13 protein-coding genes are annotated in these 13796 nt (G+C 58.0%); 9 read left to right on the top strand and 4 right to left on the bottom strand.

All coding sequences use genetic code 11. The annotated features are described in order from the left end of the window. The first annotated feature begins 563 nt into the window (after positions 1-563). The 6 genes from J7380_RS16860 (at position 564) to J7380_RS16835 (ending at position 5369) form a co-directional block, all read left to right on the top strand. Positions 564-1271 carry a hypothetical protein gene (locus J7380_RS16860; RefSeq protein ID WP_209196888.1) on the top strand — a complete coding sequence of 236 codons (708 nt, stop codon included), beginning with the start codon at positions 564-566 and terminating at the stop codon, positions 1269-1271. A gap of 189 nt (positions 1272-1460) precedes the next feature. Further along, positions 1461-2099 carry a ParA family partition ATPase gene (gene parA / locus J7380_RS16855; protein WP_209196887.1) on the top strand — a complete coding sequence of 213 codons (639 nt, stop codon included), beginning with the start codon at positions 1461-1463 and terminating at the stop codon, positions 2097-2099. A gap of 61 nt (positions 2100-2160) precedes the next feature. Further along, positions 2161-3189: an AraC family transcriptional regulator gene (locus tag J7380_RS16850; RefSeq protein WP_209196886.1), complete on the top strand. Its 1029-nt coding sequence runs from the start codon at positions 2161-2163 to the stop codon at positions 3187-3189. Positions 3190-3359: 170 nt separating this feature from the next. After that, positions 3360-4565, top strand: coding sequence for an acyl-CoA dehydrogenase family protein (locus J7380_RS16845; protein WP_209196885.1), 1206 nt, complete (start codon positions 3360-3362; stop codon positions 4563-4565). A gap of 324 nt (positions 4566-4889) precedes the next feature. Beyond that, positions 4890-5126: a DUF1127 domain-containing protein gene (locus J7380_RS16840; protein WP_209196884.1), complete on the top strand. Its 237-nt coding sequence runs from the start codon at positions 4890-4892 to the stop codon at positions 5124-5126. Between the two features lie 42 nt (positions 5127-5168). Beyond that, positions 5169-5369: a hypothetical protein gene (locus J7380_RS16835; RefSeq protein WP_209196883.1), complete on the top strand. Its 201-nt coding sequence runs from the start codon at positions 5169-5171 to the stop codon at positions 5367-5369. Positions 5370-5478: 109 nt separating this feature from the next. On the opposite strand, the gene J7380_RS16830 is transcribed toward J7380_RS16835, so the two are convergent. From J7380_RS16830 to J7380_RS16815, 4 genes are read right to left on the bottom strand one after another with little or no spacing between them, the layout of a single operon-like run. After that, entirely contained in the window at positions 5479-6621 is a 1143-nt protein-coding gene (locus tag J7380_RS16830; RefSeq protein ID WP_209196882.1) for a saccharopine dehydrogenase family protein, read from the bottom strand. Between the two features lie 3 nt (positions 6622-6624). Next, positions 6625-7677 carry a saccharopine dehydrogenase gene (locus J7380_RS16825; protein WP_209196881.1) on the bottom strand — a complete coding sequence of 351 codons (1053 nt, stop codon included), beginning with the start codon at positions 7675-7677 and terminating at the stop codon, positions 6625-6627. Between the two features lie 15 nt (positions 7678-7692). After that, entirely contained in the window at positions 7693-8307 is a 615-nt protein-coding gene (locus J7380_RS16820; RefSeq protein ID WP_209196880.1) for a glutathione S-transferase family protein, read from the bottom strand. A gap of 10 nt (positions 8308-8317) precedes the next feature. Beyond that, positions 8318-8968 carry a histidine phosphatase family protein gene (locus tag J7380_RS16815; RefSeq protein WP_209196879.1) on the bottom strand — a complete coding sequence of 217 codons (651 nt, stop codon included), beginning with the start codon at positions 8966-8968 and terminating at the stop codon, positions 8318-8320. A gap of 353 nt (positions 8969-9321) precedes the next feature. Here J7380_RS16815 and gcvT point away from each other — a divergent pair, with 353 nt between their 5' ends. The 3 genes from gcvT to gcvP all read left to right on the top strand — a co-directional run bounded on the left by gcvT (position 9322) and on the right by gcvP (position 13764). Continuing rightward, positions 9322-10416, top strand: coding sequence for a glycine cleavage system aminomethyltransferase GcvT (gene gcvT, locus J7380_RS16810; RefSeq protein ID WP_209196878.1), 1095 nt, complete (start codon positions 9322-9324; stop codon positions 10414-10416). A gap of 18 nt (positions 10417-10434) precedes the next feature. Continuing rightward, positions 10435-10800 carry a glycine cleavage system protein GcvH gene (gene gcvH / locus J7380_RS16805; RefSeq protein ID WP_170355485.1) on the top strand — a complete coding sequence of 122 codons (366 nt, stop codon included), beginning with the start codon at positions 10435-10437 and terminating at the stop codon, positions 10798-10800. A 108-nt stretch (positions 10801-10908) separates the two neighbouring features. Continuing rightward, positions 10909-13764 carry an aminomethyl-transferring glycine dehydrogenase gene (gene gcvP / locus J7380_RS16800; RefSeq protein ID WP_209196877.1) on the top strand — a complete coding sequence of 952 codons (2856 nt, stop codon included), beginning with the start codon at positions 10909-10911 and terminating at the stop codon, positions 13762-13764. The last annotated feature ends 32 nt before the right edge of the window (positions 13765-13796 follow it).

Genomic DNA, 13796 nt, shown 5'->3' with positions numbered 1-13796 from the left:
TACTCCCGCAACCAGTGTCGGAAAACCCAAAGCAGCCCGTTCAGACTACAATTGATCCACTGGATCAAGTGCTTTACGTCTTCACCTCGTCAGGCTCATAACCTGAAGGTCGTAGATCCAAATCCTATTCCCGCAACCAATAATACCAGCCAGATAACAAACACTTAGCCTCGCTCAACGCGAGGCTTGTTGTGTTTACTTTTGCGCCTTTGGCACTGGAAGCAACGTGGAAGTAAACATGGTGACATTTGCCTTAAGAAACGCCGATACTTATCCTCCACAGACAGGAGCACGACCTCCGAGATCATAGGCGGATAGCTCAGTTAAAGTTGATGATGTCCGGAAAACACCCGGATACATTCAACGAAAACCTACCTAAACACAAATGAAGACTGAAAAGCCCAGAAATGCCCTCAGCGCGCAAGTCGAAACGCACTAAGGAAATCGTGACTTGATAACGATGTGAATTCCGGTTTTCCTCAACTCACTGAGTTTTATTACTACGTTTTTGGCGCGATTTTTGACGTGCGCGTCGGAAAAATAACTTAATCAGGTCTGAAGTATTGAAGAAAATTTTGTTAATTCTTGTAGCAGTGTGTTTGCTTGCAATGGTTAGTTTTGCCATTGGAAGCTATTTGGCCCGCTCCAAGCTGGAAGACAAAATTAAAAGAAATGCGATAGAGCTCGTGCAACAAGACAGTTTTTTGGCCACTCATTTTCCGGCTCCGCATTCCGTTGCCGAGGTCTACCAGTTTGGGTCGCCATTTTTTAACTCAACATGGGCTATAGCGCCGATGGAGCAAATTTCCGAGTTTTCAAAGCGGAATCAGAATAAGGTCAATGGAGACGTCGCAGCGATTCTAATCGACAACTGGACGAAAGATGACTCTGCAATCCTTTTTGATTTGAAGGATTGTGGTGGTATTTTTTGCGACTTGGATAAGTCAGATTTACAAGTAGTTCCTCGATCAAGTGTTAACCACCTTTTACGGTCCGGAAATCCAAAAGTTAATAAAACAATAAGAAGTGACGGTTATCAATATGCAGATATAACACCCGACTTTGCTTCTCAAAAAAACTATTTGATTACAGCGCAAATTATCCGAAATAATAGTGGAGGTATTGTGGAGATATTCGTCTATTTCGAGCGTCCAGCATCTTCGTTCGAAAGTTTCACACAAGCTTTCACCGGCGACCCACGTAACAGAGATATCTTAAAAAAAATATTTTTTTACTATAATTATGCTCTGCGATGGGGTGTCGAATACTAGCCTCGCATTCACGTATGGTTTTAACCAAATCCAAACACTGCTGTTGCCAGGGCAGTAACGCGTGTGTTCGGCATAGAAAGTCAATGCGCTCTGAAAACATACCCAAAGGCAATCCCTTAACGCTCCTATCGCCTTTCCCTGTCTGACACGCTATTCTGCGGTGCAGAATGGCTGTTGGAGGCTTGATCTATGGGTGGTCGTATAATCTGTGTGGCGCAGCAAAAGGGCGGGGCGGGGAAGACGACGCTTGTCTCGAATCTGGCGATCGCCTTCCTGCAAGAAGGGAAAAGCGTCGCGCTTGTGGATACCGATCCGCAGGGAAGTCTTGGGAAATGGCTGGACGTGCGCGAAGAAACCTTTGGCGAGAACGCAGACCTTCGGTTTTCAACAGCGACCGCATATGGAATTTCACGGGCAATTCGTGGTGTCGGCGGGGATGCTGATATCGTGCTTGTCGATACGCCGCCCAAAGCCGACAGTGATGTGCGGTGGGTCCTGCGCGAGTCTGACCTTGTGTTGGTGCCGGTCTCGGCCAGTCAGGCAGATGTTTGGGCAACTCATGATATTCTGGATCTGGCTGACCGTATCGGGAAGCCGACTCAAATCGTTTTGAATCGAACCCGGGCTGGCACCCGCGTGGGCGAAGATGTTGCGAAATCCCTCAGCGAGATTGGCGCGACGCAGTTTCAATCCTCATTGGCCAACAGGGTGATATATGCAGAAGCTTTAGGTCAAGGGCTGGGTGTGCTTGAGGCGAAGCGCGCCAGTTCCGCTGCAGGAGAGGTGCGCGCGCTTGCGGATGAGGTCGCGGGGCTTTTGAATGGCTGACCCCTGAAAGCCGCTCACTTGGAATTTTGCGGTCTTGGATCGTCTGTGGCAGAGAGCGTGAATGAACGAAACATCACCCAATCTGTTTTCGACGGTTTCAAGTGAGTTTATCGCCGACTGGCTGTCGGCGTTGGAACCACTTTGCACGGTTTCACATTTTGGGTCGTTATTGGAACGGTCCGAACTGCCGTTGGCGGGCGATACGCGTCAGGACCGGGTAACACTGGATCAGATTGTCGACCTGTATCAGCTGGCGGCTGTTGAAACCGGAGACGAGATGATGGGTCTTTGGTCGCGTCCGATTAGACCCAGAGCCTTGCAGCACTTGCTGACATCTGTTCGCGAAGCGACGTCCTTGTCATCGGCGCTCTATCGGTTCTCGACCTTCTGGAACCTGTTATTGGACGACTACCAGTTCAAATTGACCGAGGCCGATCAAGCCGTTGAACTGGCGCTTATGCCTGTGCACGAGGTCGAGGCCCAGCGGTTTGGTCATATGTTGATCCTAAAGCTGGCCCACGGCCTCATGTCGTGGCTGGCCCGAGGTGAAGTGCCTGTCAAAGCAGTCGGGTTTTCATTCGACCGTCCGGTCTTTGACGAGGATTATTCGGTTATCTTTCCTGCGCCGGTATATTTCGCTCAGCCGGCCTCCTTCATTTCTTTTGACGCAAGCGTATTGGGTCCGATTCATGCCCGCCAGGCGAGCGACCTCGACCTGTTTCTGGAAAACGCGCCAAGAGATTGGATATTCACGCGATCAAGTGAACACACCCAGTCTCTGCGGGTGCGGAGTTTCCTAACCAAAACGGGGTGGGATCACGCGAACCTGTCGGCGGCTGCGAAAGCAATGAATATGACACCGCGTACCTTGATGCGCCGATTGGAATCAGACGGCACATCCTTTCAGGCGATCAAAGATGCCCTGCGCCGGGATATTGCCATCGGGCACCTTCAGGCAGGGCGCAAAAGCGTTGAGGCGATCGCTCAGGATCTTGGGTTTTCGTCGTCGGCCAGCTTTCACAAAGCGTTCCAAAGATGGACAGGGGCTGCTCCGAGTGCCTACAGGCGCTCACCGATTGGATCTCGATAATTTTGTCACTTTTGGACAATTGCCTGTCGTCTCATGAGATGGCGAGCATCCTGACGCGCGGATAGAACCTTTAAAAATAACTGAAACGTTCAGTGTGCCGAATTCGCTTGTTTTTAGGGTGGTCGGCGGGTTGACGATTTCGGGCAACATTGCTTGTGAAAGGATTTCTCATGTCAGAAAAACTCGCCACAATTCTCGAGGCCGCGCGCCAGCATGCCGAGGATGTCATTGCACCCAACGTGGATGCATGGAACGCGGCACGAACCTGGCCTCGTGACGCATCGGACAAGGCGGGTTCCATTGGGTTGACGGGCCTGTACGCTCCTGAGGAGTGGGGCGGTCAGGGTCTTCCTCTGTCAGAAGGCATTCAGGTCTACGAACAACTGGGGCTTGGCGATGGCGCCTATGCTTTTGCATTGTCCATGCATAACATCTGCACTTTCGCCGGATGTGGTTACGGGACCGATGCATTCAAGGAAAAATGGGCACGTGATCTGACTTCGGGGCGCAAATTGGCGAACTTTGCGTTGACCGAGCCTCAATCCGGGTCTGACCCCATGAAGATGTACACCCGAGCGACCATCAACGGGGACGGAACGTGGACGATCAGCGGTGCCAAGGCATGGGTCAGCCTGGCGACAGAGGCGGATGTATATTTCACTGTCGTCAAGACAAGCGACGCGCCGGGCCACAAGGACATGGCGATGATCGCGATTCCCGCTGACGCACCGGGTGTCAGCTTCGGGCCATTGTACGACACACCCTCTTACGGTTTCCTCCCGATTGGTGAAATGTATCTCGACAAGGTTGTTGTCAGCGAAGACAACATCATTTTGCCGGTTGGTCAGGGACTTCAGGGATCATTGATGGCGATCGACATCGCCCGGGTTTCGATTGCTTCGGGGTGTTGCGGGCTGATGCAAGCGGCGTTGGATACCGCGCTGTCCTATTCGAAAAACCGCAAGATGTTTGGTGGCACAAACCTTCAGCTGGATGGAATTCAGTGGATGCTGGGTGAGGTCGCGACCGAGCTTGAAGTCTCGAAGCTGCTGTACCGCAAAGCGGCAGAGGCGCTGGGAACGCCCGAAGGCCCGTTGATGGCAGCCCACGCCAAACGGTTCGTGCCGGATGCGGCGGTCAAGGCGGCCAATACCTGTACACAGGTTCTTGGTGGAATGGGCCTGCTGCAACCCTACGGGCTTGACCGCCTGTCACGTCTGGCGCAGATGCTGCGTATTGTGGACGGAACGACCGAGATCAGCCGGGTTGTGATCGGCCGGGCGCTGCAGAAACGCGCTGCTGGTCTGCCTGATCTTCCGGTGCCTAAAGGGTTCGGAGAAACTGACGACGCCAGCCCATCCGTTGCGGCCGAATAAGTCAGATGCGGCGTGCCTTCCGGCACAAGACTCCAAAGCCCAGCTTTCGAAAGAAGGCTGGGTTTCTTGCTTGCGCGTAAGTCCGGGTCGGATCAATCACTTGGTTTGCGCGACACTTTTTTAAGGCCCCCGCAGACTTCCCCAGTGGAATTGCTGATTTGAGGTCACGTCCGCGTCGCGCTGGGTTTGCTTAGGATTTTGCGCCTCAATCGCAGAGCTACTGACATTAACAAAGTTTAACTCTTCGCCAGACATTCGTTAATCGGGTCAACCTTTATCGACTGTGTACCCCGCAACATCATCTTAATGATAAAGGAGGAGAGGATGGACTACGCACAGACAGCCAGCCCTCGGAAGGGTCTGTTTTTTAGCTTGTTTTCGAACTATACAGAAGCGCGCGTCGAGCAATTTCGCCTTAAAATTTATGGCAATACAGTCCGCGTTTTGGAGAAGCTGAGCGATCAACAGCTGGAGGACATCGGCATCCCCCGGAGCGAGATCAAGCAGCGCGCGTATCAAAGCGTCTATCACCAGATGCCGTATGACCACCGCGTGCAATAAGCGTCGCAGTGTTGAAACTGGATTTGAAGGTGGAGGGATATGATGCTTGATACACATACTTGCCCGGGCGCAACCCCAAGCACGAGCGCTTTGGTGCTGTTTGACCGGGCAATGAAAATCCATGCTATCCGTGCCGACATCGTTCGAGCCGCGCAAGAACTGAACTGCCTGAGTGATCGTCAGCTTTCTGAGATGGGGATCAATCGCACGGATATTGACGAGATGATCGCAAGGTATATCTGAGATGCCTGCCCCATCCCTTGCCGACAAAGATGTAGGACGCGAAAGAGCCAAAAAAGCCGCTCTGAGGGTTTCAGAACGGCTTTTATTCGCATGAAGGTTTGTGGTGTGGTCAGGCCTGTTGATCGACCACTTGCAGATGTTGGGCCAGCTTGTCGATTTCGGCCATCCAGGCTTGCACCAGTTTCGGATCGCTGGGGGCGGCATGCACTCCGGCGGGGATCGCGCGGTTCAGAACCGCCTCAACTGCCAAGGATACCGGGATCGAGACCAGACGCGCCATCGCCGTGCCTCGCGCGTCACCCCATGCATCCATGACATAGGTTTTGTGCCAGGTCTCGACGCCTTCTTTCTCGGCTTTCAGGCCCACGCACAGAACAACGCGGTCGGGCTCGCCTTCATCATAGGCGTTCTCATCCCAGAATTGGTCCGACATCTCTTTCAGACGCGCGTCGCCTTCGGGGCCGGACAGGGTCTCGATCTCGGTGAACACATCCGACCACGCATCGGCCCAGCCGTTCAGGCGCAGAGTGCCGCGGACGAATTCTTTGACTGGCCAGTGATCCTCGAACTGATATTCCGCCATGAAGGGGATCGAGTCGCGGTTTGGGTAAACCTCAAAGCTCTCAGGCGTCGGCAGCGGCGCGACATAGCTGGTGATCGCGTCCCACGGGCGGGCCACATCCAGCGGGGCGTAGTCCCGGATGGATTTTGAGGGCGACCGCAGGGCTTTCAGAACGCCCAGAGGCGACCAGCTGAATTTATAGCGGAACGGGTTGGGGTTTTTCGGGATGCCACCGCAATAGGAGATAAAGCTCAGGTGGTTTTGCGCATCGAACGCGTCGGACGCGCGATAATCGGCCACCAAGGCGTGCGCCATCAGGTGGTCGATGCCCGGGTCCAGCCCGACCTCATTGACCAGTGCAACACCGGCCTCGCGGGCTTTGTCATTCAGCGCGCGCATTTCGGGGGCGATGTAGGACGAAGACACGAAGTTCGCGCGCTTCGATATCGCCAGTTCCGCCAGCGGCACGTGCCAGTCGCCCGGCAGCATCGAGACGATCACGTCGCCCTGTTCCAGCACCGCGCCCAGGGCGTCGATGTCAAAGGCGCGGATGTCGTCGGTCAGGTCTCCGACCTCGGCGCGGGCCTTGTCGATGGTCCGGTTCCAGACAGTGACCTTGTGACCGCCCTCGATCAGGCGGCGCAGGCCGGGGATGGCCGACAGGCCGGTGCCACACCAGTGAATTGTCATCGCTCAGATCCCTTCAATATGGGTTTTGTAAGTTGTCTCAGCCCGGCCCCAGACGCCGCTGTCCAGATCGGTCAGTGTCAGCAATGAGGGCAGCAGTTGTGCGGCGTAGTCTTCCGAGCTTTCGACCGGCAGCATCGAGGGCAGGTTGTCGATGGCCATCACGTCCATCACCGGATCGGTCGCCACGCGCAGGGCGGGCGCATCCCAGGTGGTCGCGCGGTCATAAACCGGCACCGGGTTGTAATCGCTGTCCGGGTCGCAGGCCACGTCGCCAACGGCGGTCAGGTTGCGCGGCGCACTCAGCGCCTCACGCGGGACAAAGACGGGCGTGCCGGGGCGGGCAAAGATGCAGTTCAGGAACAGATCATGGTTTAGGATTTCTGGGAAAGGCCCGCCGCTGGCGGTCTCGGCCATGTCCCATTTGGTGACGGAAACGCCCATCGCCTCGCACATATCCGCAGCACCCGTTCCCACGCGGCCCAAAGCGCCGATGACGATGGCGCGGGGGCGGGTGCCGGTGGCGTCCAGTTCGGCCAGCAACTCGGCGTTCAGCGCGTCTTTGTTCGGGTACACTCCGACCGGCGGGCATTCCTGCCCCCGCTGCTGTGCAGCCCATGTTTTCAACGTCACCGCCGCGCCTGCGTAGCCGGCCCAATAGCCAAAGGCGGCGACCCGGCGGCCGTTTTCGTCGACCAGATATTCCAGATCATAGAGTGTGCCGCCCCCGGCTTTGAACCGCTCCAACAAAGCGCGCCCGGAATGCTGCCCCTTATAGGCATGGCCGAACATGATATGGCGGTGGGGCAGGGGCGTGCCGTCCTCGGGCAGTTCCTTGAGGCCAAAGATGATCGCATCCAGCGGGGCCTCGGGCCACGCATTCTCGGGCGCGATCTCACACCCTGCGTCTTTGTAACCCTGCAGCGGGAGGGCGCGGACGGAACTTTCTTCGACCGTCACGCGGATGCCTGCGGCGATCAGGGCGGCAGCGCCTTCGGGGGTCAGCCCGACCCGTTCCTCGTTCGGGCGCTGTTCTGCCCGGACCCAGAGATGTGTCATGTCAGTTCCTTACCTTCAGAGCATTCCGGCGGCGCGCACGGTCTGAACCGAGGCCCGTGCCTCCATCGCTTCGCGGAACGCGATAATCTTGGGAAAGGCTGCGACGTCGACGCCGTCACCTTCCAGCCAGCTGCAAACCACATAGAGGTAAACGTCCGCCAGCGAGACCTCATCCCCCAGCACAAATGGCCCCCGCAGCCCGTTTGAGCAGATATAGTCGCAGGACGCGGTCATCGTCTGCGCAACCTTGCTTTGCATGTCCTTCCAACTGGACTTTTTGTCGGCCCAACGCTCTCCACGCATCTTATGGGCGTGGTTCACATGCATGGTCGAGGCAAGGTAATACATCACCTCGCGCATCCGCGCGGCCATGATCGGGTCGGACGGCACCAGTCCGGTCTGCGGCGCAACAGTCGCGATATAGTCCAGCAACGCGCCGGTCTCGGTCAGAATACCGCCATCCACCACCAACGCAGGCACGCGGCCCTTGGGGTTGATCTGTTTGTAGGCAGGTTTGGTTTGCTCACCCCCCGCAAAGTCCAGCTTGATCGCCTCGTACTCCAGCTCGGCCTCTTCCAAAGCGATGGCCACAGCGACCGAAATCGTGCGGGGGGCGTAATAAAGCTGCATCGGGGCCTCCTTACAGGTGGGTTTGGGCGTAGTGCCGGTCGGGCGCTTCCAGATGGGGCACGGCGTTGAACAGCACGGGGCTCAGCTGCGCTCCAATCGGATGCAGACGATGCATCGACGTGTTCATGATGGCAAGCGCCACTCGCGCCATCGCAGCAATGTCCAGCCCCATCGCCTGCCGCACAGCCATCGAAATCAGCGCGCCCGAAGTCACCACAATCGCCGGCCCGCCTTCGGTTCCGATATCATGCAGGGCGTCTGCGACGCGTGCCTCGAACGCGGCAAAGGTTTCGGGCGCGTCTTCGATCTGACCATTGGCCCATGCCGTGAATGTTCGGGGCAGGTGGTCAACGAATCCCTCACGATCGGTGGGAACCGTAACGCCATGCTGTTGTTCGAAAAGCTGCGCGAGGGTGAAATACTCGATCTCGTTCAGACGCGGATCGCGGATCGGGTCCGGCAAGCCCATGCTCGCCGCTGTTTCCACATGCCGGGTCAGCGTGCCGCTGTAGACGCGGGGATAGTGCGCGCGGGTGTCCTGCAGATGCCCGCCCAGCCAGCGTGCTTGCTGATGACCCAGATCGCTGAGTTTGTCATAGCTTTTCTCGTCTCGCGCGGCGGTGTTGGCCTGCCCGTGACGCACCAGTGTAATATGTGACATGGTTGTCCCTCTTGCCGCAAAGTCTTAGGGCAGGTTGTGGGCCGGGACCAGAGGCGTTTGGAAATCTGTATGCAAAATCTTGGCCGTTCGAAGCTTTCCCCATGGTCAGGTTTTTACGCGGGGCAGGGGGTTTTTCTATTGCGTTACGAAAAAAAGTTTCCTATAGGAAACCAAGCTGTGGCATGCGGGTGCATACACCATTCCCGTAGGTCCTGCAGCCCGCTCTGGCGTGGAACACGTGTCTAACTCTGTTGACTTACAGCAAAGGAGTGGGAGGCTGGCGGAACACCGCCTTTTTGCAGGACGGGACGTTTGCGACAGTCTGTGACAACGGCTTAGGAAAGCGACCACCCATGACCGAGATTAAGCGCACGCCTTTGTATGATCTGCACGTTGAGTTGGGCGGCAAGATGGTTGATTTTGCGGGCTGGGAGATGCCGGTTCAGTATCCACTGGGGATCATGGGGGAACACAAGCAGTGTCGTGAGAAGGCGGCGGTGTTTGATGTCAGCCATATGGGTCAGGTGATCCTGCGTGGTGATGATGTGGGCGAGAAGCTGGAAGCGCTCTGCCCGCAGGCTTATGCTACGCTGAAGGACGGCAAGGCGCGGTACGGGTTCTTTACCAACCCGGAAGGCGGGATCATGGATGACCTGATCGTGTCGAATGCAGGGGATCACTACTTCGTGGTGGTGAACGCGGCGCTGCGTCATCAGGACATTCCGCATATGCGCGAACATCTGGACGGCGTCGAAGTGATCGAGATTTTCGACCGTGCGCTGGTTGCGGTGCAGGGACCAAAGGCCGAGGATGTGGTGGGCGCGCTCTGCCCTGTGGCGCGGGATCTGAAATTCATGGAAACCACTGTGGCGGATATAAACGGCGTTGAATGCCGTATCTCGCGCCTGGGTTACACCGGCGAGGACGGGTACGAGATCTCGATCCCCGAGGACAAGGCCATCGATATCACCCGCGCCTTTCTGGCGCATGAGGATTGTGAACCGGCGGGCCTTGGCGCGCGCGACAGCCTGCGGCTGGAGGCTGGGCTGTGCCTTTATGGCAATGACATCGACCAAACGACCTCGCCCATCGAGGCGAGCCTTGGCTGGGCGATCCAAAAGCGCCGCAAGGAAGACGGCGGCTTTCCCGGTGCCGACCGCATCCAGAAAGAACTAACTGAGGGCCCCGCGCGTAAGCTGGTCGGTATCAAGCCCGAGGGTCGTGCGCCCGCGCGTCAGGGCGTTGAGATCCAATGCGCCGAGGGCAACACCATCGGCCAGATCACCTCGGGCGGGTTCGGCCCCACAGTCGGCGGTCCCGTTGCGATGGGCTATGTGTCCGCAAGCCATGGCGAACCGGGCGAGGTGGTCAACTTGATCATTCGGGGCAAGCCGCAACCGGCGCAGATCGTGGCGCTGCCCTTCGTCACACAGAATTACAAGCGTTGAAGTCAGGAGAAAAACCCAATGGCAACCTATTATTCCGAAGAACATGAGTGGATCGACGTTGATGGCGACACGGCCACTCTGGGCATCACCAAACACGCGGCGGAACAGCTGGGCGATGTGGTCTTCGTGGAACAGCAGGAAGTCGGCGAAGAGTTCGCCAAAGATGGCGAGATCGGCGTCATCGAATCCGTCAAGGCGGCGTCCGAGCTTTATGCTCCGGTTGATGGTGAAATCATCGAAGTGAACGAGGCGCTGGCCGACAATCCGGGCGCGCTGAACGAAGACCCAGAAGGCAATGCATGGATCTACAAAATCAAGATCACGGACGCGTCGCAGCTTGAAGATCTGATGGATGAGGCCGGCTACAAGGACTTCATCGGTTAATTCAACGGCGGGTCTTTACACGGATCCGCCCTTCATCTGGCTATAAATACCTCCGCCGGAGGCTCCCGCAGCCTCCGCCGTGTCTGACTTTTTCATAGGAGCGCTGCAATGGCTTTCAAACTGACCGACTACGAAGCCTATGACTTTGCCAATCGCCGCCATATCGGGCCCAGCCCGACCGAGATGCGCGACATGCTCAAGGTGATCGGCTTCAAGACGCTGGACGCGCTGATCGACGCCACCGTCCCGCCGGCGATCCGCCAGAAAGAGCCGCTGGACTGGGGTCCGGCGATGACCGAACGCGATGCGCTGTTCCACATGAAAGAGGTGGCCAGCAAGAACAAGGTTCTGACCTCGTTGATCGGGCAGGGATATTACGGCACCACCACGCCCGCGCCGATCCTGCGCAACATCCTGGAAAACCCGGCCTGGTACACGGCCTACACGCCCTATCAGCCCGAGATCAGCCAGGGCCGTCTTGAGGCGCTTCTGAACTTCCAGACCATGGTCAGCGACCTGACCGGGCTGGACGTGGCCAATGCGTCCTTGCTAGACGAAGCCACCGCCGCGGCTGAGGCCATGGCGATGGCCAAACGCGGTGGCCGGTCCAAGGCCAACAACGCGGCTTTCTTTGTTGACCGCAATTGCCACCCGCAGACCATCGCGGTGATCAAAACCCGAGCTGAGCCCTTGGGTATCGACGTACAGGTGGGCGATCCCGACCAACTGGAAGCAGGCGCCGTCTTTGGCGCGATCTTCCAATACCCCGGCACTCACGGCCATGTGCGCGACTTCACCGCCGAGATTGCGGCTCTGCATGAACACAAAGCGATTGCCATCGTTGCCGCCGACATCCTGTCGCTGGCGCTTCTGAAGTCACCGGGTGAGATGGGCGCGGATATCGCCATCGGCTCGACCCAGCGCTTTGGCGTGCCGATGGGCTATGGCGGGCCCCATGCCGCCTATATGGCGACCACCGACAAGTTGAAGCGCGCAATGCCGGGCCGGATCATCGGTGTGTCGATCGACAGCCGTGGCAACAAGGCTTATCGCCTGGCGCTGCAGACCCGCGAACAGCACATTCGCCGCGAGAAAGCGAACTCGAACGTCTGCACCGCGCAGGCGCTGCTGGCTGTCATTGCGTCGATGTATGCCGTGTACCATGGCCCCGACGGCATCAAAGCCATCGCGCAATCGGTGCACCGCAAGACCTCGCGTCTGGCCGCTGGTCTGGAAGAGGCGGGTTTCTCGGTCGAACCCGAAGTGTTCTTCGACACGATCACTGTTGAGGTCGGCCACTTGCAGACCACCGTGATGGAGGCCGCCGTGGCCCGGGGTGTCAACCTGCGCAAGGTGGGTGAGACGAAAGTGGGCATCAGCCTCGACGAACAGACCCGGGCTGAGACGATTGAGGCGGTTTGGGGTGCTTTCGGCATCGACCGCAAGGATGACAGCGCCAACGTGGCCTATCGCCTGCCGGATTACGCGCTGCGCGAGACGCCCTATCTGACCCACGAGATATTCCACAAGAACCGGGCCGAGGCCGAGATGACCCGCTATATGCGCCGTCTGGCCGACCGCGACCTGGCGCTGGACCGGGCGATGATTCCGCTGGGGTCCTGCACCATGAAGCTGAACGCCACGATTGAGATGATCCCGGTCACATGGCCCGAGTTCGGCAACCTGCACCCGTTCTGCCCCGAAGATCAGGCGCAGGGCTATCACGAGATGATTGCCGATCTGAACGACAAGCTGTGCCAGATCACCGGCTATGACGCGATAAGCCAGCAGCCCAACTCGGGCGCGCAGGGTGAATATGCGGGTCTGCTGACCATCCGCAACTATCATTTCGCGCGTGGCGAAGGGCACCGCAATGTTTGCCTGATCCCGACCTCGGCGCACGGGACCAACCCGGCCTCGGCGCAGATGGTGGGCTGGCAGGTGGTGCCGGTGCAATCGGATGAGAACGGCAATATCGACCTGAACGATTTCCGCGCCAAGGCCGAGAAGCACAGCGATCATCTGGCCGGTTGCATGATCACCTACCCCTCGACCCATGGCGTGTTCGAGACCACCGTGCAGGAGGTCTGCCAGATCACCCATGATCACGGCGGTCAGGTCTATATCGACGGGGCCAACATGAACGCCATGGTGGGCCTGTCGCGCCCCGGTGACATTGGCGGAGACGTCAGCCACCTGAACCTGCACAAGACCTTCTGCATCCCGCATGGCGGTGGTGGCCCCGGCATGGGTCCGATCGGCGTCAAGGCGCATCTGGAGGAACACCTGCCCGGTCACCCGGAATACGGCACCGCTGTGGGTCCGGTCTCGGCGGCGCCTTTTGGCTCGCCCTCGATCCTGCCGGTCAGCTGGGCCTATGTGCTGCTGATGGGCGGTGCGGGTCTGACGCAGGCGACGAAGGTGGCGATCCTGAACGCAAACTACATCGCGGCACGTCTGCAGGATGCCTATCCGATCCTCTACACCTCCGAGTCCGGCCGTGTGGCGCATGAATGTATCCTTGATACCCGTCCGCTGGACGCCGAGGCGCATGTGACCGTCGACGACGTCGCCAAACGTCTGGTCGACTCAGGTTTCCACGCCCCGACGATGAGCTGGCCGGTGGCCGGAACCCTGATGGTCGAGCCGACGGAATCTGAGCCCAAGGATGAGCTGGACCGCTTCTGCGACGCCATGCTCTCGATCCGGGCCGAGGCGCAGGACATCATCGACGGTAAGATCGACGCGGAGAACAACCCGTTGAAGAATGCCCCCCACACGGTGCGCGATCTGGTTGGTGACTGGGACCGGCCTTACAGCCGTGAACAGGCCTGTTTCCCTCCGGGTTCGATGGGCGTCGACAAATACTGGTCCCCCGTCAACCGCGTTGACAACGCATACGGAGACCGAAACCTCGTTTGCACATGTCCACCCATGGACGCATACGCGGAAGCGGCGGAATAAACAGAAAACCCCCGCCTTGGCGGGGGTTTTTC

This window comes from Ruegeria sp. R8_1 (assembly GCF_017743815.1).
GTDB lineage: Bacteria > Pseudomonadota > Alphaproteobacteria > Rhodobacterales > Rhodobacteraceae > Ruegeria > Ruegeria lacuscaerulensis_A.
Note: the sequence above shows the minus strand (reverse complement) of the source record. Positions and strands in the feature narration are given on the sequence as shown.